The following is a 19193-nucleotide window of genomic DNA, read 5'->3' as shown; positions in this document are numbered from 1 at the left end:
CGGGGCCTGGTCGGCAAAGAGTGCAGCGGGCGCCGCACTGGTCAGCGTGGCGAGCATCTGCCGGACGTTGGTGAGCTGCGCGTTGATGCTGTCGCGCCGCTGGGTCGCGGCGACCAGCTCGCGGTCGGACTCCTCGCGGATCCGGTCCGCGTGTGCGCGGGCCTGGCTCACGATCGACTCGGACTCCTTCTGCGAGTCCTCGAGCATGCGACGGGCACCGGTCTCGGCCTCGGACCGGATCCGCTGAGCGTCGGCCCGCGTGCGGTCGAGGTGGGTCTGGGCCTCCTCGAGCTGGGTCTTCGCGGTCTCGAACTGCGCGGCGAACTCCCGCTCGGCGTTGTCGCGGCGCTCGGCGAGTGTGGTCTCGAAGTCGGCCGCTGCCTGGGCAGCCGCGGCCTGCTGCGACTCGAACACTGCGTCGGCCTCCTGTCGCCGGGCGGCTGCCTCGCGCTGGGTCTCGTCGGCCAGCTCGTCGGCGCGCTTGTGGGCCGCGGCGACGATCGCCTCGGCCTCCTCGTCGGCCTCCGAACGGCGGAGGGTGGAGTACTGGTCAGCCTCGGTCCGGATCCGCTCGGCCTCGGACTGCGCCTCGCGGCGGATCGCGTCGACATCGCTCTCCGCATGCGCCCGGATGTCGTTAGCCTCCTCCTCGGCGAGCGCGAGGATGTCTCCGACCCGCTTGCCGAAGTCGGCGAACGACGGCGGCTGCTCGGAGTGCTCCTGAGCGAGCTGCCGGGCTGCCTCCAGCTCCCGCACCTTGCCGGTCAGCTCGGCGATCCGCTGCTGGTGCTGACCCGTCTCCTTCAGCAGCTCCGCGATGTGCCGGTTGACGTCGGTGGGCTCATAGCCTCGCCGGACGATCCGGAATGACGGCTGGGTGTTCTGGTCTGACATGTCAGTCCTCGCTGTTGCTGGGTCGTGGATCGTGGGTCGGCGGGACGGTCTCGGGCACGTGCTCGGACCGGAGGTGCTCGTCGTGCTCGTCGTTCTGGTTCTCGTGCTCGTCGGCGTGCTCGTCACGATCGTCGCCCCCGGCCGTGCCGTCGAGCGCATCGGGGGCGTCAGCGTCCACGTGGGGGCCATCCTCGGGCTCCGGTACGGCGAGCGCCTGGATCACCCCGGAGAGCCCACCGAGCTCCCCGACGATGGCCGCACGCCGCTGCTCGAGCCCCTCGACCTCGGAGCGGGCGGCGGCCACCTTCTGCTCGGCCTCGCGTACCAGCCGGTCGCGCTCCTGACGGGCCGCGAGCGTGGTCGCGGCCGCCTCCTGGCGGGCCTCGCTGAGGATCTCCTGCGCCTGCTGCCGAGACCGCGCGAAGTCGGCCGCCACCTGCTCGCGCAACGTCCTGGCGCTCGACTCGGCCTCACTGAGCCGGAACGCAGCCTGGTCCTCCGCGTCGGCAAGCACGTCGGCCGCGGCCGCGCGCTGCGCCTCCGCGTCTGCCAGCGCGGTGGCCCGGATCTGCTCGGCCTCGCCCTGGGCGCGCTCGAGCTCCGCCAGCGCGGCGGCGCCGAGCTCGTCGCGCTCGGCCGCCGCCTCGGTCGCCAGCCGGTCGAGCTCCTCCTGGTGCGCTGCAGCCGCCTGTTCCTGCTCGGCGCGTCGCTGGGCCAGCTCCTCGTCGAGCGTCTGATGGGCCTCCGACCGCTTGCGCTCGACCTCCTGCTCGGTCGTGCTGAGCAGCTCCTGCACGGTCCGCTCGGCCCACGCCGACTGCTCGGCGGCCTCGGCGAACCGCTGGTCGGCCTCCGCCCGGGCGGACTTGACCCGTTCCTCGGCCTCCGCGAGCAAGGCGTCGTGCTGACGCTGTGCCCGCTCCCTTAACTCGGCCGCCTCGGTCTGCGCCGTCTGCCGCAGCTCGGCGACCTCGGCTTCCGCCTCCTCACGCACCTGGTTCGCACGCGCGGTCGCCTCCGCCTCCAGCCCTTGGGCGACTCGTGCCACTTCGGCCCGACGGGTCTGCTCGTGCCGCTCGACCTCGGCGAACCGCGCGGCGACCTGCTCCTCGGTGGAGGCGAGCAGCGCCGCGACCTGCGCCTTGGACTCCTCGCGGATCCGTGCGGTCTCGGCCTCCACGGTCTCCCGCTCCCGGCGAGCCGCCTCGGTCTCCTCCGCCGCCGCGGCCCGGGCGTCCGCCAGCAGCTGGTCGCGGTCGCGGCCGGCGGTCTGCATGATGAGCATCGCCTGCTCACCGGCGTCGCGCACCAGCTCCTGGCTCTGCTCGGAGGCGCGTGCGAGCCGGGTGGCGGCCTGCTCCCTGAGGCGTACTGCCTCGGCCAACGCCTTCTCCGCCTCGGCGCGGGCAGCGGCGGTGCGTTGCTCGTTCTCTCGGACCTGCGCGGTCAGCTCCTCGGCCTCGGCCTGGGAGTCGCGCAGCAGCTCGTCCGCGATCCGCTGCGCCTGCTCGAGGGCAGCGGTCACGGGATCCGGCTGAGGTCCGCGCTCCATGCGGGTGATTCTGTCAAAGCCCGGTCCGACACTCGACCCCGCATCCCATCAATCTCGGCAACCCGCACCTCCCCCGGCTCGTCGTACGCCTCGTGAGCGACGCCACACCGCGACCCAGCGCCGCGGGACTAGCCTGAACGGATGAGCGACGAGCAGCCCGCCCCCTACGGCAGCGGCCCGCAGCAGGCCGCCCCCGCGCAGCCGGTGAAGCGGATCCGCACCCACCATCTGAGGGACTTCAAGGAGCGCGGCGAGAAGTTCACGATGCTGACGGCGTACGAGCAGTACGCTGCGGCGACGTTCGACGAGGCGGGCATCGAGGTGCTGCTCGTCGGCGACAGCGCGAGCAACAACGTGTACGGCAACGAGACCTCGCTCCCCGTCACGGTCGACGAGCTGATCCCGCTCACCCGCGCGGTCGCCCGGTCGGTCAAGCGCAGCCTGGTGGTCGGGGACCTGCCCTTCGGCTCCTACCAGGCCTCACCGGAACAGGCCTACCTCACCGGCGCTCGCTTCATGAAAGAGGGCGGCGCCCACTGCGTGAAGCTCGAGGGCGGCGTCGAGATGGTGCCGCAGATCGAGCGGCTGACCCGAGGCGGCATCCCGGTGATGGCCCACATCGGCTTCACCCCGCAGAGCGAGCACGCGCTGGGCGGCTACCGGGTCCAGGGGCGTGGTGACGCGGCCGACCGGCTGTTGTCCGACGCGCACGCCGTGCAGGACGCGGGCGCGTTCGCGGTCGTCATGGAGATGGTGCCGGGCGACGTCGCCGCCCAGGTCACCAAGGAGCTCGAGATCCCCACGATCGGGATCGGTGCCGGCAACGGCTGCGACGGTCAGGTGCTGGTGTGGCAGGACGCCTTCGGGTTGCGCACCGGCAAGATGGCCCGCTTCGTCAAGCAGTACGCCGACGTGCACACCGTGCTCCTCGACGCCGCTCGTGCTTACGCCGACGACGTCCGCGCCGGCACGTTCCCGGGCCCCGAGCACACGTTCTGACCCGGCGCTCGTGTCGCCGCGCGGAAGCTCCCCGGTTAGCGTGGCGACATGCGCCCCTTGGTCCCCGCCGTCGCCCTCGCCCTCGCGGTCACGGCCGCTCCCGCCTGCGCCACCGACGACGCCGGGTCTCCGGCTGCAACAGCCACCTCCCCCACGGTGACCGACGCCGCGTCGAGCGGGACGGCCGCTCCGGCGTCGCCGACCGCCGAGGCGACGGCTGCGTCGTCTCGCGCCGCGCTGCCGGCGCTCCGCGTGCGGCGGGTGGTCACCGGGCTCGACAACCCCTGGGACGTCAAGCGGCTTCCGGGCGGCACGCTGCTGATCACCGAGCGCGACCGAGCCCGGCTCTCGGCGTACTCCGGTGGTCGACGGAGAACCGTGCGGTTCCCCAGCAACAAGATCTGGGTCTCCGGTGAGACCGGCCTGATGTCGATGGCGGTCGACCGCGACTTCGCTCAGAACCGCCGGTTCTACACCTGCTCGGGCTGGCGGAGGGCCGGCGGTGGGGTGGACGTGCGCGTCACCGCGTGGCGGCTCTCGGCCGGCGCCAGGCGCGCCCGCCGCGTCGACACCCTGGTCGCGGGGTTCCCGACGTCGTCTGGTCGGCACGGTGGCTGCCGACTGCTGATCGCCCGGTCCGGGGCGATGCTGGTCGGCACCGGCGACGCTGCCGTGGGCACCAACCCGCGCAACCTGAAGTCGCTCGGCGGCAAGACGCTGCGACTCGACCCGGCGACCGGCAGGCCGTGGCCCGGCAACCCGTTCGGGAAGGCCCAGAACAGGAAGAAGCGGTACGTCTACACCTACGGTCACCGCAACGTGCAGGGTCTGGCCCAGCGCCGCAACGGCTCGCTGTGGTCGGTGGAGCACGGGTCGTTCCGCGACGACGAGGTCAACCGACTGCGGAAGGGCGGCGACTACGGCTGGCACCCGGTGCCGGGCTACGACGAAAGCGTCCCGATGACCGACCAGTCCCTGCCCGGCAGGCAGATCAGAGCGCGCTGGCGTTCCGGCAACCCGACCGTCGCCACCTCGGGGGCGGCGTGGGTCTACGGCAGGAAGTGGGGTCGGCTCGACGGGACGCTCGCCGTGGCGGCGCTCAAGGCCAGCCGGGTGATCTTCATGAAGTTCGGCCCCGCCGGTCGGCTCAAGTGGACGGTGGCTCCCCGGAAGCTGCGCCAGTTGGGGCGGCTCCGCTCGGTCACCAGGATGCCGTCCGGTGCGCTGCTGATCACCACCGACAACGACGGCGGGGACGACGCGATCCTGCGCGTCCGACCGCGGGGGTAGCACTCCGCGCGCACGAAGCGCGGCGCCGCGCAGACGAGCCTTGGTGGGATGGTCCCGTCCGCGTGCTTGCTTGACGTCAAGCAAACGCGTGCCAACCCTTTCGGCGGGTTCACCAGGTCAGACCGGATCGCTCCTCGCGACCCCGCTCGAGCGGGGAGGTCCAGCCCCTTACCCGCCCCAATCGAACAGCGCGGGGGCCACGGTCGGCTCAGTCCTCGAGCTCGTCGTTCCAGCGTGGATCGTTATCCCACTCCTGGTTGCGCTCATCGGCCTTCTCGAGCGCTCGGGAGGCCTCCTCCCGTGACGAGTAGGGCCCGAGCCGGTCGATCGGCGGGCACATGTCCGGCGGGGTCTCGACGGCGTGGTGCTTGACGCAGAACCAGTACGTCGTGTCGCTCATGACTCGGAAACTACACTCGCTGCATGCCAGTCGCAGCCCCGCTCGCTCCCGGTGTGATCTCGCCCCGGCGCTCCGTGCCGGCCCACATCCCGCGACCGGAGTACGTCGATCAGCCGCGGCCCGAGCGTTTCACGGGCAGCGAGGTCAAGGACGCGGACACGATCGAGAAGATGCGGGTCGCGGGGCGGCTCGCAGCGCAGGCCCGTGACCTCGTCGGCTCGCACGTCGCGCCGGGCGTGACGACCGACGAGCTCGACCGGATCGGCCACGAGTTCCTCTGCGACCACGGTGCCTACCCGTCGACGCTGGGCTACAAGGGCTTTCCGAAGAGCATGTGCACCAGCGTCAACGAGGTGATCTGCCACGGCATCCCGGACGACCGGCCGATCGAGGAAGGCGACCTGGTCAACATCGACATCACGGCGTACCTCGACGGGGTCCACGGCGACACCAACGCGACGTTTCTCGCGGGCGAGGTCGACGAGGAGTCACGGCTGCTGGTCGAGCGGACGCGGGAGGCACTCGCGCGCGGGATCAACGCGGTTCGTCCCGGTCGGCAGGTGAACGTCATCGGCCGCGTGATCGAGAGCTACGCCCGGCGCTTCGGGTACGGCGTGGTCCGGGAGTTCACCGGGCACGGGATCGGCACCGCCTTCCACAGCGGCCTGATCATCCCCCACTACGACGAGCCCCAGTTCGACGACGTCATCGAGGTCGGGATGACGTTCACGATCGAGCCGATGCTCAACCTCGGCACTCACGAATGGGACATGTGGGACGACGAGTGGACGGTGGTCACCAAGGACCGCCGTCGCAGCGCGCAGTTCGAGCACACCCTGGTCGTGACACCGACCGGTGCCGAGGTGCTGACGCTGCCATGACCCGCGGCGCCGACCGGCGTCCCCAGAAGGGGTACCGGCCGGCGCCCGGCACCGGTCAGGAGGTGACGGCGTCCAGCGCGTCGATCATCCCCTCACCTGCGTAGCTGTTGTCGGGCGTGGAGCCCACGCACGGCGGGTTCGGTCGACCCAGCGGGTCCGGCTGCGGAGCCGCGCACGGCTTGTCGTCCGCCTGCTGCTCCAGCGCCTCGGCCAGCTGCGCCGCCGACCAGTCGGGGTGCTCCCCCGCCAGGAGCGCCAGCACGCCCGCCGTGTGCGGCGACGCCATCGAGGTGCCGCTCTTCAGTCCGTAGCCGTTGCCCGCCACGATGGTCGACAGGATCGACGACCCCGGTGCTCCGACGTCGATGACCCCGAGGCCGCGGTTGGAGAAGTTCGACAGCCAGGTCTCGAGGCCCATCGGAGACTGCCTTGCGAACGACGACACGGTGACCACGCCCGGCAGCTCGGCCGGGATGTCGAAGCAGCCGCTGTTGATCGTGCGAGTGACGGGAGTGCTGTCGTTCGGGCTGGAGGTGTCGACGGTGTTGGTGGCCAGGTCGGTGCGCGCGTTGCCCGCGGCGGCGGCATGCACGGTGCCGCGCTTGGTCGACCACTGGACGGCCCGGTTGACGGCCTCCATCGCGGCAGCCTGGTCGGGCTGGTCACCGCACCAGTACATGAACGGGTCCACGAAGTAGCTGTTGTTCGTCACGTCCATGCCCTTCATCCCGGCCCACATGAAGCCGCAGACGGCGAACTCGGGGTAGATGAAGCCCTGGTCGCTGACGACCTTGACCGACGCCATCCTGGCGTTCGGTGCGACGCCGACGATGCCCTCGCCGTTGCGCGCCGCTGCGATGGTGCCAGCGACGTGCGTGCCGTGGTCGCTGGTGGTCGGGTGCCACCCGGTGGGAGACGTGTCGACCCGGCCCGCGTCGGTGCAGTTCACCGAGTTCGCCGTGTCGATGTTGGGTTGCAGGTCCGGGTGATCGGGGTCGATGCCGCTGTCCAGGACACCGACCAGCACGTCGCCGGACCCGTCCGAGACCTCGTGAGCCTGGTCGGCCTTGATCACCTGCATGTCCCATTGCTCGCCCTCGCGCGGGTCGCGTGCGACGTCCTCGGCGGCGGTGTTGGCGAACTCGTCCTTCTGCACGTCGGTGCGGGCAGAGCGCGCCCCCATCGCGTCCGGAGTCCCCTCGACGACGGCGACGGTGCGGGTGGCGCCGACCGAGGCGACGTTGTCGCCGCCCTCCTCGACCACGTCGGAGCGGAACGACTCGCTGGTGGAGTGGACGACGAAGACGCCGATCTGTGGCCACTCCTCGATCACGGTGCCGTCGGCTCGACCGATGGCGCGACGTACGTTGCGGAAGTGGTTGTCCTTGGGCTTGCGGACGTTGACGACGTACGACGAGATCTGGCCCTCCGGCGTCAGGATCGGCACCGAGGTCGAGGGCGGCTCGTCGGGCGCGGCGGACGCGCCACCGCTGGCGGCCAGGGCGCCGGCCACGAGGGCCGCGGTCGCGACCAGGCCGGTTAACGCCCGGCGGCGATGTGTGAGTGCATGCATGAGGAAGGTTCTCTCCTGTTCATCCCGAGCTGAACGGCAGAGCACCGGTGGGCGCTCACGACATGGCCGAGCCAGCACCGCGACCCCATCAGCAGTCGGGGCTCCCGTCAACCATCCTCGCCCCGAAGTTTCCGGGACTGGCCTGCGCGTCGCCGCGCTGCCACACTGTGCGCGGATGGGCTGGCCGGGCGACCGCGTCGCACTTCTCCCCGCGAGGGGCGGAGTACGCCGAGGAAGGTCCGGGCTCCACAGGGCAGGGTGGTGGCCAACAGCCACCCGGGGTGACCCGCGGGACAGTGCCACAGAGATCAGACCGCCGCCCTGGAGGTTGAGGTGCGAAGGCCGCCTAGCGGCCTGAGCCTCGAAACCCCTGGGGCGGTAAGGGTGAAACGGTGGTGTAAGAGACCACCAGCGGTTCGGGTGACCGGACCGGCTCGGTAAACCCCACCCGGAGCAAGGTCAAGAAGCTCGGCGCCACCCGAATTCTGGGAGGCGCCGGGCGCGCGTGCGACTGAGGGCGGCCCGCCCGAGCACGCGGGTAGACCGCTGGAGGCGGCCGGCAACGGTCGTCGTAGATGGATGGTCGCCCCCGCCGTGCGGCGGGACAGAACCCGGCCTACAGGCCAGCCCATCCCCATCCGGGCCGAGCAGGGCGAGTGGTCCCGGCCGCCCCCCGTGCGCCAGGACCACTCCGCAGGTCGGCCCGTGGACTCTCACGATGGAAACCCTGCGCCCAGCACTCCCTGCTGTGGCGGACCGTAACACCGGGCGGGGACAGGAATGCTCCCCCAACTGGGTGAGTGACCTGTCCTGACTAGCGTACTAACTACATCTATTTAGTGGTCTATCATGAGGCTGAAGGAGGGTGCCCCATGGACCACGTCACGAACCGTCAGACCGCGCCGGCCCCGGCACCGCCGATGCCGTTGTTCGACGTCGTCGCCTTCGGCTGCCTCACCCTGTTGGCCCTGACCGAACGCTTCGAGGCGCTCCCCGCCGCAGTGGCTGCGCTGGGGTCGGCGCGCTACATCCTGAGCCAGCCGCCACACGGGGAGACCGGCCAGCACCCGCCGTTGTAGTCACGGGACCTCAGGCCCCCGGCGCAAGTCCCGTCATTGAAGGGCGAACCGAACCGCGCGTTTCGCCGGGTCGGCAGTCGCCAGGGTCACGGTCACGTTCTCCCCCAGCGGCAGCTCCGACGCGCCTTCCACCCGGGCCTCGATCGCCGGGTCCTGCACGGTCACGGTGCCACGGCGGCGGTCGTCGTCCTCGAGCTCCACCACGACGGCCGGGAACGACTCCCCCACGCGGTGCTGCAGCAGCAGCGACTCCACGAGGTCGAGGACGGCGGCTTCGTAGCGGTTGCCACGGTGAGCCGACTCGCGCAACGTGTCCGGCAGGCCCGGCAGCTTCTCGTGCACCCAGCCGGGCACCTCGTCGCCGGCGCACAGCGCCAGGCAGACCTCACCGGCGTAGCGGTCACCGAGCCGTCGAAGCGGTGCCGTGACGTGGGCGTACTCCGAGGCGAGCGCTGCGTGCTCGGGGTCCTCGGGGACCTCGCCGTCGAACGCGACGTACCCGCTTCCCCGCAGCAGCCGCGTGCACGCGACGATCATCGCCGCATGCTGGGGGGAGCCGGCGTCGAGGGAGCGGATGAAGTCGGGGTAGAGCTGCTCCGCGGGCCACTCGATGCCGAGGGCGCGGGCAGTGCGGTGCAGCCGCTTGATGTCCCGCGGGTCCGGCTCCGGGAGGGTGCGGAGGATGCCGACCCGGGCGTAGACCATCAGGGACGCGGCGGCGAAGCCGGTCAGCAGCGAGATCTGGGCGTTCCACTGCTCGACCGGAAGCAGCGAGCGGAACCGCAGGGACACGATGTCGCCATCGATCTCCACCTCCTGCTCCGGCAGCGGCAGCGAGACCCCGCCGCGGGCCGCTTCGCGGGCCAGTCGCAGCTCCCCGACCTCCTTCAGCAGCTGAAGCGACTCCGAGGCGGAGCCGTCGTCGATCCGCTGCTGCGCGGTGGTGTAGTCGAGCTGCTCCCGCGACCGGACCCGGGCCCGCTCCACCTCGACCTCGGTGCCCTCACCGGTCTCGTCGACGCGGATCGTCCAGAGCAGAGCGGGCCGCTCCTGGTCGGGTAGCAGCGACCCGGCGTCCTCGGAGATCACGGGAGGGTGGAGCGGCACCTTCGACTCGGCACCGTAGAGCGTCTCACCGCGGCTGTGCGCCTCGACGTCGACGGGTCCGCCCGGCTCCACGAACGCACCGACGTCCGCGATGGCGTAGTGGACGACGAACCCCTTCCCGTCGCGCTCGATGTGGAGGGCCTGGTCGAGATCGCGCGCTCCGACGGGGTCGATGGTGACCAGCTCGAGGTCGGTGCGGTCGAGCTCAGGCAGTCGTGGCGCGGACGCGGCTCGCTCGGCGGCCTCCTCCACCTCGGCGGGGAAGCCGGGGTCGATCGCCAGCTCCTCCTGGATCGCCTGGACGCCCTTCGCCAGCTGCTCGGCCACCGCTCCGTGCGCCGACCGGACCCGGACCACCCGACTGCTCGCCATTCCGAGAGCCTATCTTTGCCCGCGTGCTGATCCTGCTGCCACCGAGCGAGGGCAAGTCCGCTCCGACCCGCGGGAAGCCGCTCGACCTCGACCGGCTCGGGCACCCGTCCCTCACCACGACCCGGCGAACCGTCCTCGACGCACTGGCCTCGGCAAGCGAGCGCGCCGACGCGGCTGACCTGCTCGGAATCGGCCACACCCAGCTCGACCTGCTGGAGCGCAACCGCACTCTGGCCACCGCTCCGACGGCGCGGGCGGACCGGATCTACACCGGGGTCCTGTACGACGCCCTCGACCTCGGCGCGCTCAGCCCGGGAGGTCGCCGACGGGCCGGCCACCGGGTTGCGATCACGTCCGCACTCTTCGGACTGGTCCGCCCCGGCGACCGGATCCCGGCCTACCGGCTCTCAGGCGACGCCACGCTCCCCGGCCTCGGCCCGGTCGCCGGTGCGTGGCGCGTGGTCCTGGGCGAGGCGGTCCGTGCGGCCCTCGGCACGGGACTGCTGATGGACCTGCGCTCCACGACGTACGCCGCGTTCTGGCGTGCGCCGGCAGACCTGGCCCGGCGCACCGCGACCGTGCGCGTGCTCCACGAGGCGGACGGCACGCGATCGGTGGTCAGCCACTTCAACAAGGCGACCAAGGGACGGATCGTCCGATCACTGCTGGAGGACGGTGGGGACCCGCGGACACCTGCCGCGCTGGCCCGACTCCTGGCCGACCTGGGGTGGCACGTCGAGACCGGCCCCGCCACGGCGCAGGGCACTCGGCTCGATGTCGTGGTCAGTCAGGTCTGACCGCGAACCCGCCGAGGCGGGCCGTCACCACCCGCCGTGGTCGAGGAAGGCCGGCTGCGGTGGAGGCAGCGCGTTGAGCAGTCGCACGGTGGCCGGCGGCCCCGGCTGGTCGGGATCGCGGAACGACAGCACCGTGACCGATCCCGGCGTCAGCTGGAGCCGGAACTGCGACGCGGTCGGAGCCTCGAGCGCGTGAGTGACCAACGTCTTGATCGGCGTGACATGGCTGACGACCACCACCGTCTGCCCGCGGTACGCCGTGAGCAACCGGTCGAGGCCGGCGAGCACCCGTTCCTCGACGGACCGGAACGACTCGCCGGTGCCGCCCGGGCGGGCGTCGACCGACTCGAACCACGCGAGCAGCTCGTCGCGGTTCTGCTCCCCCACCTCGTCAAAGGTGAGCCCCTCCCACGCACCGAACTCCATCTCGGCGAAACTCGGTTCCTCGACCACCGGCACGCCCCACGCCTCGCCGAGCAGCTCGGCGGACTCCCGCGTCCGGCGTACCGGCGAGGTGACGACGGCCGCGGCCCGGTCGCGCAACGGCGAGAGCCACTCTGCGACCAACCCGATCTGGGCCCGACCCTCCTCCGACAGCGCCGGGTTGTGGCCGCCCAGTCCCCCGGAGAAGCGGCGGCCGGTCGTGTACTCCGTCACGCCGTGCCGGACGAGCACCACGGTGGTGGGCTCCGGTGGCTCGTCGGTCACAGACCGCTCTCGGAGGTGCGGACCAGGATCCGCTGGCACTCCTCGCAGCGAATGACCTCGTCGACCCCGGCCGCGCGGATCGTCGCCAGCTCGGCTGGATCGACCGTGAGGCGGCAGCCTCCGCACTCGCCGGCGCGCAGCGGGGCGGCCCCGACGCCACCCTTGCTCTCCCGGAGCTTGTCGTAGAGGGCCAGCAGGTCGGCGGGCAGACCGTCGGCGAGCGGGGACCGTTCCGCTGCGATGTCGCGCAGCTGCTCGTCGAGGACGGCTGACCGCTCGTCACGTGACTTGACGAGGGTCGCCAGCCGCTCCTCGGACGCCGTCAGCTGCGCGACCAACGAGTCGTGTGCCTGCTGCGCCTCCTCCAGCCGCTCCATCACCTCGAGCTCCTGGTCCTCCAGGGACGTGATGCGTCGGTCGAGCGACTCGAGCTCGTGGAGCATCCGCTGGAGGTCCTTGGGGTTGCTGATGACGCCTTGGTCGACCCGCTCCTGGTCGCGGGTGCGACGCGCGCGCGCGGACTCCACGTCGGCGTCGATCTTGGCTTGCTCGGAGGACAGCTCCTCCACCAGCAGCTCGGCCTCGCGGACCCTGCTCGCCAGCTCGGCGCGCTGGGGCTCGAGGGCCTCGATCTCGGCGAGCTCGGGCAGGGTGCGCCGCTGGTGTCGCAGCTGGTCCGCCTTCGCATCGAGCTCCTGGAGGTCGAGCAGCCTCAGTTGGGCGAACGGGTCGGCTTTCAGCGTTGCTCCTCAGGTCCGGAACTGCCAGGGGTCGGTGTTCAGCGTGCTGACACGGGTCTCCACCGTATCCCCCAGGGCCCCGGCCAACCTCGCCGAGACCACCGGCAGCCACGTCCACTCCGCCGCCCAATGGGCGACGTCGACCAAGGCAGGCCCCCCGTGCTCCAGGAACTCAGCAGCCCGGTGGTGGCGAAGGTCGCTGGTCACGTAGACGTCCGCGTCGCCCGCCAACACGGTGTCGAGCAAGAAGTCACCGGCCCCGCCGCACACCGCCACCCGGCGGACCGACCGGTCCGGATCGCCTGCGACGCGGACGCCGTGCGCCGTCTCAGGCAGCGACGCAGCGACCGACGCGGCGAACTCACGGAGGCTGGTGGGCGCGACCGAGCCGATCCGACCGGTGCCGGTGGCCGCACCGCCGGGGTCGGCGAGCTCCACCACGTCGTACGCCGGCTCCTCGTAGGGATGGACCTCGAGCATCGCGCCGACGACGTGCGTCCGGAGGTGGCGCGGCAGCACCACCTCGACCCGCACCTCGTCGACGAGCTCGACCCGCCCGACCTCGCCGATCGACGGGCTGGCGCCGTCGCGCGGGCGGAAGCGGCCCTCTCCCGGTGTCGAGAAGGATGCGTGGTCGTAGTCGCCGATCCGGCCCGCCCCCGCCATGGCGAGCGCGTCGCGGACCCGGTCGGCGTCCGGCACCGGCACGAACACGGTGAGCTTGTCGGTGGGTGGTGCAGGCGCGGGCAGCAGCGGCTCGACCTCGGCGAGCCCGAGCGCGGCAGCCATCGCTTCGGACACCCCACCGACCGCCTGGTCGGCGTTGGTGTGTGCGGTCAGCAGCGCGCACCCGGCGCCGAGCAGCGTGTGCAGGGTCCGACCCTTGGGGGTCGTGGCGGCGACCCCGTGCACCGGTGTCAGGAAGAGGGGGTGGTGGACGAGCAGCAGGTCGGCTCCCCACTCGACGGCTTCGCGCGCGACTTCCGGCGTCGGGTCGACCGCACACAGCACCTTCTCGACCGACGCCTCCGGGTCTCCCGCCACCAGTCCGACCGCGTCCCAGGAGTCCGCAGTGGCGGGCGGGTACCAGCCGTGGATCAGGTCGACGACGTCCTTCAGGGTCGGCACAGCCCGGAGGCTACCGGGCCGCGGTCGCCTAGCATCGCTGAACGTGGACCTGTCACTGGAGCCGATCACCTCCGACAACTGGCGAGAGGTCGCGGATCTCGCTCCACGCGACGACCAGCGCCGGTTCGTCTACGCCCTGGCCGCCCGCTACCTGCTGCTCGGCATGCTCGAGGACACCTGGCACAACCTGGGCGCCTTCGAGGACGGGACGGCGGTGGCGCACGTCATGTACGGCACCGACCCCGAGGACGGGTCGCAGTGGATCGGTGGGCTTCTCGTCGACGCGGCCCACCAGGGTCGCGGCGTCGGGCGGCGGGTCGTGGCGCTCCTGATCGAGCGTCTGCGTGAGCAGCCGGGTCCGATCCGGATGTCGTACCACCCCGACAACGAGGCGAGCCGTGCGCTCTTCGCCGGCCTCGGCTTCGTCGAGACGGGCGAGATGGCCGATGACGAGCGGATCATGGAGCTGAGCTGAATCGCGCAGCCATCGACCTGTGGCCTCACACCAGGTGGTCGATCGGCCACCGCTGCCCGGTGCTGCTGTCGACCAGCGCGACCCGGTCCGCGATCGCCTTGAGCGGCAGCACGTCGTAAGCCACGGCCGCCACCTCCCCCAGCTGGTCGCGCCGTGCCCTGGTGGCAAGGCTCGCGTGCGGGATCCAGTGACCGGGGACATAGTGGAGGTGCAGGTCCGCACCGGTCGCGGTGACGGCGTCCACGACTCGCTGGTGTCGTTCGACGAGTGCCGCGGAGACGGCGGCGACCAGGGCGGACCGCCCACGCCGGAACCCCACGACCGCGTCGAAGTGGAGCGCCAGCGGTGGCGCAGCCGGCAGCTGCTCGATGGCTTCGCGGACCTTCTCCACGTCGTACTCACGCAGGACGGAGTACGACAGGTGTGGGACGTGCCGGCGGTGCGTGTGCGTCAGGAGCGTGGGGATCCCGCGTTCCTCCAGGGCGTGCCACACGGCGACGAGCCGCTGCTCGGAGCGCACATCGAAGAGCAGGCAGACGGCCAGGGCCATGTCGCGGTCAGTTGACCTGCCGCTCGTACCCTTCCCAGTACCGCGCCCGGAGCTTGAACTTCTGGAGCTTGCCGGTCGCGGTCCGCGCCAGCTCGTCGCGGAACTCGACCGAGGTCGGCGCCTTGTAACCGGCCGCCCGCTCCTTGCACCACGCGATCAGCTCCTGCTCGGTGACCTCGGCTCCGTCGCCGAGCACGACGAGCGCCTTGATGGTCTCGCCCCACTTCTCGCTCGGGACGCCGATCACGGCCACCTCGGCCACCGCCGGGTGGGAGAAGAGCACGTCCTCGACCTCGATACTGCTCACGTTCTCGCCACCTGTGATGATCACGTCCTTCTTACGGTCCTGGATCGTGACATAGCCGTCGTCCCCGATCACCGCGCCGTCGCCGGTGTGGAACCAGCCGCCGCGAAGCGCCGCCGCCGACTCCTCCGGCTGCTCCCAGTACCCCTCGAGCACCACGTTGGAGCGGGCCAACAGCTCACCGGTCCCCTCCCCCTCCTGCTCGACGGCGAGCCGTACGCCGAGCGCAGGCGCGCCGGCCCGGACCAGCTTCTGCGCCCGCTCCTCGCCGGTGAGGACGTCCCACTCCGCCCGGCTCCGGTTGATCGTCAGCAGCGGCGAGGTCTCCGTCAGACCGTAGATCTGCACGAACTCCCAACCGAGCTCCTCCTCCACCCGCGCCACGGTCCTGGTGGGCGGCGGCGCGCCCGCCATGATGATCCGGACCCGGTCGCGGCCGGGGATCTCGCCCTCCCAGGTCTGCGCCGCGTCCAGCACGGCAGCTGCGACCGCGGGCGCGGCGCACATCACGGTCACCCCGTGCCGCTCGACCCGGCGCAGGATCTCGGTGCCGTCGACCTTGCGGAGCACCACCTGCGGCACGCCCAGGCCCGTCATGGTGAACGGCATGCCCCAACCGTTCGCGTGGAACATCGGGAGCGTGTGGAGGTACACGTCCCGGTCGCTGACTCCGGCGTGCAGCCCGAACGTGACCGAGTTGACCCAGATGTTGCGGTGCGTGATCTGGACGCCCTTGGGTCGCGCGGTGGTCCCCGACGTGTAGTTGATGCAGGCGGTGGCGTTCTCGTCGGGGTCCCACGGCTCGGGCTCGGCGCCACGGCTCTCGGGGCTGGGCCCGAACAGATGATCGTCGTCGCCCAGCACGAAGCGGTGCTCGGCGTTCACGTCCTGCAACGTGTCGTCGAGTTCGGGGTCGACGTAGAGGACCCGAGCGCCGGAGTGCTGCACGATGTAGCGCACCTCGTCGGGCCGGAGCCGGAAGTTCACCGGCACCAGCACCCGGCCGTACCCGGCAACCCCGAAGAACGAGGTGAGCAACCGGGCGCTGTTGTGGGACACGACGGCGACCCGGTCACCCGGGCCGATCCCGAGCGAGTCCAGGTGCGCGGCCTGCCGCGCTGCCAGCGCAGCCAGCTCGGCGTACCGCACCTCGCCGAGGGAGGCGGCGGGTTGGTCCGGCTCGTCGATCACGCCGACCCGTTCGCCGTACACCAGTCGGGCGCGCTCGAGGAAGTCGGAGATGCTGAAGGGGACGATCATGGGCTCCTCCTCATCGGGGACTCTGCTCACCCTAGACACCGCGACGCCGGCACACCGACGGTCGACCGGTCGTTGATGAGAGGGCTCTCATGATCGACTCATGTCCGTGCCACCCTGAGCGGCCAGCATGTCACCATGAGTCGTGTGTGGAAGCTCGCCATCCCGGTTGCGGCCCTGGTCGCCGTGCTCGGGTACGCCGCGACCTCCTTGGCCGCGTCCGACCTGGACGACATGAAGCCGCGCGAAACCATCGTCATCGACGATGGGGCGGACCAGCAGCGCTCCCAGGAAGGCGGCCGCGGCCGCCCGGGCGAGAAGGGCGGCGACGACCGTGGAGGCGACGGGCGCTCCGGAGAACTCGACGACGACGACGACATCGACGTCATCCAGCCCGAGGTCGACGACCTCGACGACGACGACGGGGACGACGACGACGGGGACGACGACGACCAGGACGACGACGACGGCTGAGCGTCCCGCTCGTCCCGGGCTCACCGTCCGGGCCCGGATCACGGCGACCATCGCCGTCCTGCTGCTGGTCGCGCTGTCCGGTGCCGGCGTCATCGTGTACGCGATCGCCTACAGCAACGGGAACGAGACCACCCTGAACGAGATCGAGCAGGAGTTCGACGAGCTGGACGCCTTCCTGAGGCGGTACCCCGAGCCCGTGGCCGGCCAGCCGCCCGACACCCTCGAGGACCGGCTCCGAGGCTTCCTTCGGAACAACGTGCCCGACGAGCAAGAGATCCTGGTCGGCTGGGTCAACGACAGACCAGAGCACGGGATCGCCGGTGACGACGTCGAGGATGTCGCCGGTTCACTGGCGACGAATCCGGACTTCCTCCGAGCCACGCGCAGCGTCGTCGAGGGCCGTGCCCCCTCGGCGCGCTTCGACCTACCGTCGTACGGCGAGGTCGTGGTGGCGTCGCAGAACCTGCAGCAGGGTGACGCCGAAGGCGCTCTCGTGGTCGTCACGTTCATGGACCTGCGGCGAGCCGACCTGGTCTCGACCATGCGGACCTACGCCGTGGTCGCCCTGTTCTCCCTCCTGGCCATCACCGGGCTGGCGGCCTGGCAGTCCGGTCGGCTGCTCGCCCCCCTCCGCGTTCTCCGAGACACGGCGGAAGACATCTCGGAATCGGACCTGTCGATGCGATTGCCCGAGGTGGGGAACGACGACATCTCGGCGCTCACGAGAACGTTCAACGCGATGTTGGCCCGGCTGGAGTCCGCGTTCGTCGGGCAGCGGCAGTTCCTCGACGACGCCGGTCACGAGCTCAAGACGCCGCTGACCGTGTTGCGAGGCCACCTCGAGCTGCTCGACCCCACCGATGAGCAGGAAGTCGCGGAGACCCGCGAGCTGCTGCTGGACGAGATCGACCGGATGTCCCGCCTCGTCGGTGACCTGATCCTGCTGGCCAAGCACGACCGGCCGGACTTCCTCACCCCGACCGCGGTGTCGGTAGAGCGACTCACCCACACGCTGTACGCAAAGGCGCGGGCACTCGCCGAGCGCGAGTGGGCTCTCGAAGGGGTCGGCGAGGGGATCGCACACCTCGACGAGCAGCGGATCACCCAAGCGGTGCTGCAGCTCGCGGACAACGCCGTCAAGCACACCACGGACGGCGGCCGGGTCGGGATCGGCTCGCGGGTCGAGGAGGGGCTGGTGTCGCTGTGGGTGAGCGACACCGGACCGGGCGTACCACCCGAGATGCGAAGCCACATCTTCGAGCGCTTCGGTCGCGCAGACGTCGTACCCGGTGACGAGGGGTTCGGCCTGGGGCTGTCGATCGTGAAGGCGATCGTCGAGGCTCACGGCGGGATCGTCCGGATCGACGACGCCGAGCCGCAGGGCGCGGTCTTCACCATCGAACTGGAGCAGGAGCCCCGATGGCACGCATCCTGATCGTCGAGGACGAGCAACGCATCGCGTCGTTCGTCGCGAAGGGACTTCGCGCCGAGGGCCACGCGACCACGGTGGTCGCTGACGGCCACGACGGCCTCGACCATGCGTTGAGCGGCGAGTACGACCTGATGGTGCTGGACATCGGACTCCCCCGCCTCGACGGCTTCGAGGTGCTCGACCAGCTACGCGCCCAAGGCTCCCGGATGCCGGTGATCGTGCTGACCGCGCGCGACTCCGTGACAGACACGGTCAGCGCCCTGGAGGGCGGCGCCGATGACTACATGCCCAAGCCGTTCCGGTTCGCCGAGCTTCTCGCGCGCGTGCGGCTGCGGCTCCGGCAGGCCAACGAGGGAGACGGCAGCGGGGTTCGCGACATGCTGTCGGCCGGTGGCGTGCGGCTCGACCTCCGCACCCGCCGCGCGACGGTCGGCGGCGGCAAGGAGCTCGACCTGTCGGCCCGCGAGTTCATGCTGGCCGAGATCTTCATGCTCAACGCCGGCCAGGTGCTCTCCCGCGAGCAGCTGCTCGACCACGTGTGGGGACTCGACTTCGACCCGGGCTCCAACGTCGTCGACGTGTACGTCGGGTACCTGCGCAAGAAGTTCGGTGCGGCGGCCATCAGCACGGTGCGCGGCATGGGCTACCGCTTCAACACCTGACCTCCTCCTGACAGACCCCGGGCGCGTCACCGCCCCCGACCCGGGGGGTGGTCGGGGGTGGTGCGCCGGGGGGTCTGGCCGCCAGCGCTCAGTCGTCGCGAGAGGCGCCGGCGGTGGCGTCGTTGGTGGGTCCCTGGGTGACGTCGTTGGTCACGCCGTTCGTGACGCCGTTCGTCACGTCGTTGGTCACGCCGTTCGTCACGTCGTTGGTCACGCCGTTGGTCACGTCGCCCCTGGTCGCGTCGCGGGTGGCGTTCGTCGGGCCGTTGGTCGTGTTGGTCGGGCCGTTGGTCGGGTTGGTGGGGCCGTTGGTCGCGCTGTTGGTCGGGTCGGTCGGGTCGTTTCCGTCCAGGTCGTCGACGACGGTGGTCAGCACAGGCGTGTCCTCGTCCCGCTTCACGTCGACATCGTCGGCCGCGAACGCCGAGGCGATCGGCAGCGCGAGGAGGCTCACGACAGCGACGCCCGCCACGGCGGTGGCGCTGATGGTGATCTTCCGCATGGTTCCGTCTCCTTGTG

20 protein-coding genes and 1 other RNA gene are annotated in these 19193 nt (G+C 71.2%); 10 read left to right on the top strand and 11 right to left on the bottom strand.

The window, feature by feature from the left end; translation table 11 throughout:
* Together VFZ39_RS07655 and VFZ39_RS07650 are read right to left on the bottom strand one after the other, a co-directional pair.
* Positions 1-894 (bottom strand): DivIVA domain-containing protein (locus tag VFZ39_RS07655; protein ID WP_330865141.1); only part of this gene is annotated, 894 nt, incomplete at its 3' end.
* A 1-nt stretch (position 895) separates the two neighbouring features.
* The gene (locus VFZ39_RS07650; protein ID WP_330865140.1) at positions 896-2446 is read right to left on the bottom strand and encodes a hypothetical protein; all 1551 of its coding nucleotides are present in this window, start codon (positions 2444-2446) and stop codon (positions 896-898) included.
* Positions 2447-2587: 141 nt separating this feature from the next.
* Here VFZ39_RS07650 and panB point away from each other — a divergent pair, with 141 nt between their 5' ends.
* Together panB and VFZ39_RS07640 are read left to right on the top strand one after the other, a co-directional pair.
* The gene (panB, locus tag VFZ39_RS07645; protein WP_330865139.1) at positions 2588-3445 is read left to right on the top strand and encodes a 3-methyl-2-oxobutanoate hydroxymethyltransferase; all 858 of its coding nucleotides are present in this window, start codon (positions 2588-2590) and stop codon (positions 3443-3445) included.
* 48 nt (positions 3446-3493) lie between these two features.
* Positions 3494-4735, top strand: coding sequence for a PQQ-dependent sugar dehydrogenase (locus tag VFZ39_RS07640; RefSeq protein ID WP_330865138.1), 1242 nt, complete (start codon positions 3494-3496; stop codon positions 4733-4735).
* A 208-nt stretch (positions 4736-4943) separates the two neighbouring features.
* On the opposite strand, the gene VFZ39_RS07635 is transcribed toward VFZ39_RS07640, so the two are convergent.
* The gene (locus VFZ39_RS07635; protein ID WP_330865137.1) at positions 4944-5135 is read right to left on the bottom strand and encodes a hypothetical protein; all 192 of its coding nucleotides are present in this window, start codon (positions 5133-5135) and stop codon (positions 4944-4946) included.
* Positions 5136-5158: 23 nt separating this feature from the next.
* On the opposite strand from VFZ39_RS07635, the gene map reads away from it, so the two are divergent.
* Entirely contained in the window at positions 5159-6016 is an 858-nt protein-coding gene (map, locus tag VFZ39_RS07630) for a type I methionyl aminopeptidase (RefSeq protein ID WP_330865136.1), read from the top strand.
* 55 nt (positions 6017-6071) lie between these two features.
* On the opposite strand, the gene VFZ39_RS07625 is transcribed toward map, so the two are convergent.
* On the bottom strand, positions 6072-7589 hold the full coding sequence (locus VFZ39_RS07625) for a S8 family peptidase (RefSeq protein WP_330865135.1): 1518 nt from the start codon (positions 7587-7589) through the stop codon (positions 6072-6074).
* Positions 7590-7765: 176 nt separating this feature from the next.
* On the opposite strand from VFZ39_RS07625, the gene rnpB reads away from it, so the two are divergent.
* Together rnpB and VFZ39_RS07615 are read left to right on the top strand one after the other, a co-directional pair.
* Positions 7766-8224, top strand: an RNA gene (rnpB, locus tag VFZ39_RS07620) — RNase P RNA component class A.
* Between the two features lie 237 nt (positions 8225-8461).
* On the top strand, positions 8462-8668 hold the full coding sequence (locus VFZ39_RS07615) for a hypothetical protein (protein ID WP_330865134.1): 207 nt from the start codon (positions 8462-8464) through the stop codon (positions 8666-8668).
* Positions 8669-8701: 33 nt separating this feature from the next.
* Here VFZ39_RS07615 and VFZ39_RS07610 read toward each other — a convergent pair whose 3' ends face one another.
* Positions 8702-10147: an RNB domain-containing ribonuclease gene (locus VFZ39_RS07610; protein ID WP_330865133.1), complete on the bottom strand. Its 1446-nt coding sequence runs from the start codon at positions 10145-10147 to the stop codon at positions 8702-8704.
* Between the two features lie 23 nt (positions 10148-10170).
* Between VFZ39_RS07610 and VFZ39_RS07605 the strand changes: the two genes are divergently transcribed.
* On the top strand, positions 10171-10944 hold the full coding sequence (locus VFZ39_RS07605; protein ID WP_330865132.1) for a YaaA family protein: 774 nt from the start codon (positions 10171-10173) through the stop codon (positions 10942-10944).
* Positions 10945-10968: 24 nt separating this feature from the next.
* Here VFZ39_RS07605 and VFZ39_RS07600 read toward each other — a convergent pair whose 3' ends face one another.
* From VFZ39_RS07600 to VFZ39_RS07590, 3 genes are read right to left on the bottom strand one after another with little or no spacing between them, the layout of a single operon-like run.
* A complete protein-coding gene (locus tag VFZ39_RS07600; protein ID WP_330865131.1) occupies positions 10969-11652 on the bottom strand; it encodes a histidine phosphatase family protein in 684 nt (227 codons plus the stop codon).
* Positions 11649-12362, bottom strand: a complete 714-nt coding sequence (locus tag VFZ39_RS07595) for a zinc ribbon domain-containing protein (RefSeq protein ID WP_422656604.1) — start codon at positions 12360-12362, stop codon at positions 11649-11651. The genes VFZ39_RS07600 and VFZ39_RS07595 overlap by 4 nt, the downstream gene beginning before the upstream one ends.
* Positions 12363-12401: 39 nt before the next feature.
* On the bottom strand, positions 12402-13520 hold the full coding sequence (locus VFZ39_RS07590; RefSeq protein WP_330865129.1) for a Nif3-like dinuclear metal center hexameric protein: 1119 nt from the start codon (positions 13518-13520) through the stop codon (positions 12402-12404).
* Positions 13521-13563: 43 nt separating this feature from the next.
* Here VFZ39_RS07590 and VFZ39_RS07585 point away from each other — a divergent pair, with 43 nt between their 5' ends.
* The gene (locus tag VFZ39_RS07585; protein WP_330865128.1) at positions 13564-13995 is read left to right on the top strand and encodes a GNAT family N-acetyltransferase; all 432 of its coding nucleotides are present in this window, start codon (positions 13564-13566) and stop codon (positions 13993-13995) included.
* Positions 13996-14020: 25 nt separating this feature from the next.
* Here the strand turns inward: VFZ39_RS07585 and VFZ39_RS07580 are convergent, their stop codons facing one another.
* Together VFZ39_RS07580 and VFZ39_RS07575 are read right to left on the bottom strand one after the other, a co-directional pair.
* Complete coding sequence (locus VFZ39_RS07580) at positions 14021-14545, bottom strand: 2'-5' RNA ligase family protein (RefSeq protein WP_330865127.1); 525 nt, start codon at positions 14543-14545, stop codon at positions 14021-14023.
* A 7-nt stretch (positions 14546-14552) separates the two neighbouring features.
* Positions 14553-16109, bottom strand: coding sequence for an AMP-binding protein (locus VFZ39_RS07575; protein ID WP_330865126.1), 1557 nt, complete (start codon positions 16107-16109; stop codon positions 14553-14555).
* 135 nt (positions 16110-16244) lie between these two features.
* Between VFZ39_RS07575 and VFZ39_RS07570 the strand changes: the two genes are divergently transcribed.
* From VFZ39_RS07570 to VFZ39_RS07560, 3 genes are all read left to right on the top strand, one after another.
* Positions 16245-16580 carry a hypothetical protein gene (locus tag VFZ39_RS07570; protein ID WP_330865125.1) on the top strand — a complete coding sequence of 112 codons (336 nt, stop codon included), beginning with the start codon at positions 16245-16247 and terminating at the stop codon, positions 16578-16580.
* 94 nt (positions 16581-16674) lie between these two features.
* Positions 16675-18015, top strand: coding sequence for a sensor histidine kinase (locus VFZ39_RS07565; protein WP_330865124.1), 1341 nt, complete (start codon positions 16675-16677; stop codon positions 18013-18015).
* Positions 18000-18674 carry a response regulator transcription factor gene (locus tag VFZ39_RS07560; RefSeq protein ID WP_330865123.1) on the top strand — a complete coding sequence of 225 codons (675 nt, stop codon included), beginning with the start codon at positions 18000-18002 and terminating at the stop codon, positions 18672-18674. The genes VFZ39_RS07565 and VFZ39_RS07560 overlap by 16 nt, the downstream gene beginning before the upstream one ends.
* Positions 18675-18762: 88 nt before the next feature.
* On the opposite strand, the gene VFZ39_RS07555 is transcribed toward VFZ39_RS07560, so the two are convergent.
* On the bottom strand, positions 18763-19176 hold the full coding sequence (locus VFZ39_RS07555; RefSeq protein WP_330865122.1) for a hypothetical protein: 414 nt from the start codon (positions 19174-19176) through the stop codon (positions 18763-18765).
* Positions 19177-19193 lie beyond the last annotated feature (17 nt).

This window comes from Nocardioides sp. (assembly GCF_036374615.1).
GTDB lineage: Bacteria > Actinomycetota > Actinomycetes > Propionibacteriales > Nocardioidaceae > Nocardioides.
This window is presented reverse-complemented; position numbering and strand designations above follow the sequence as displayed.

Bases quoted from the DNA above. Each gene is read 5' to 3' on its own strand.
- VFZ39_RS07650 (WP_330865140.1), bottom strand. From the start codon at position 2,446: ATGGAGCGCGGACCTCAGCCGGATCCCGTGACCGCTGCCCTCGAGCAG.
- panB (WP_330865139.1), top strand. From the start codon at position 2,588: ATGAGCGACGAGCAGCCCGCCCCCTACGGCAGCGGCCCGCAGCAGGCC.
- VFZ39_RS07640 (WP_330865138.1), top strand. From the start codon at position 3,494: ATGCGCCCCTTGGTCCCCGCCGTCGCCCTCGCCCTCGCGGTCACGGCC.
- VFZ39_RS07635 (WP_330865137.1), bottom strand. From the start codon at position 5,135: ATGAGCGACACGACGTACTGGTTCTGCGTCAAGCACCACGCCGTCGAG.
- map (WP_330865136.1), top strand. From the start codon at position 5,159: ATGCCAGTCGCAGCCCCGCTCGCTCCCGGTGTGATCTCGCCCCGGCGC.
- VFZ39_RS07625 (WP_330865135.1), bottom strand. From the start codon at position 7,589: ATGCATGCACTCACACATCGCCGCCGGGCGTTAACCGGCCTGGTCGCG.
- VFZ39_RS07615 (WP_330865134.1), top strand. From the start codon at position 8,462: ATGGACCACGTCACGAACCGTCAGACCGCGCCGGCCCCGGCACCGCCG.
- VFZ39_RS07610 (WP_330865133.1), bottom strand. From the start codon at position 10,147: ATGGCGAGCAGTCGGGTGGTCCGGGTCCGGTCGGCGCACGGAGCGGTG.
- VFZ39_RS07580 (WP_330865127.1), bottom strand. From the start codon at position 14,545: ATGGCCCTGGCCGTCTGCCTGCTCTTCGATGTGCGCTCCGAGCAGCGG.
- VFZ39_RS07575 (WP_330865126.1), bottom strand. From the start codon at position 16,109: ATGATCGTCCCCTTCAGCATCTCCGACTTCCTCGAGCGCGCCCGACTG.
- VFZ39_RS07570 (WP_330865125.1), top strand. From the start codon at position 16,245: ATGAGTCGTGTGTGGAAGCTCGCCATCCCGGTTGCGGCCCTGGTCGCC.
- VFZ39_RS07560 (WP_330865123.1), top strand. From the start codon at position 18,000: ATGGCACGCATCCTGATCGTCGAGGACGAGCAACGCATCGCGTCGTTC.
- VFZ39_RS07555 (WP_330865122.1), bottom strand. From the start codon at position 19,176: ATGCGGAAGATCACCATCAGCGCCACCGCCGTGGCGGGCGTCGCTGTC.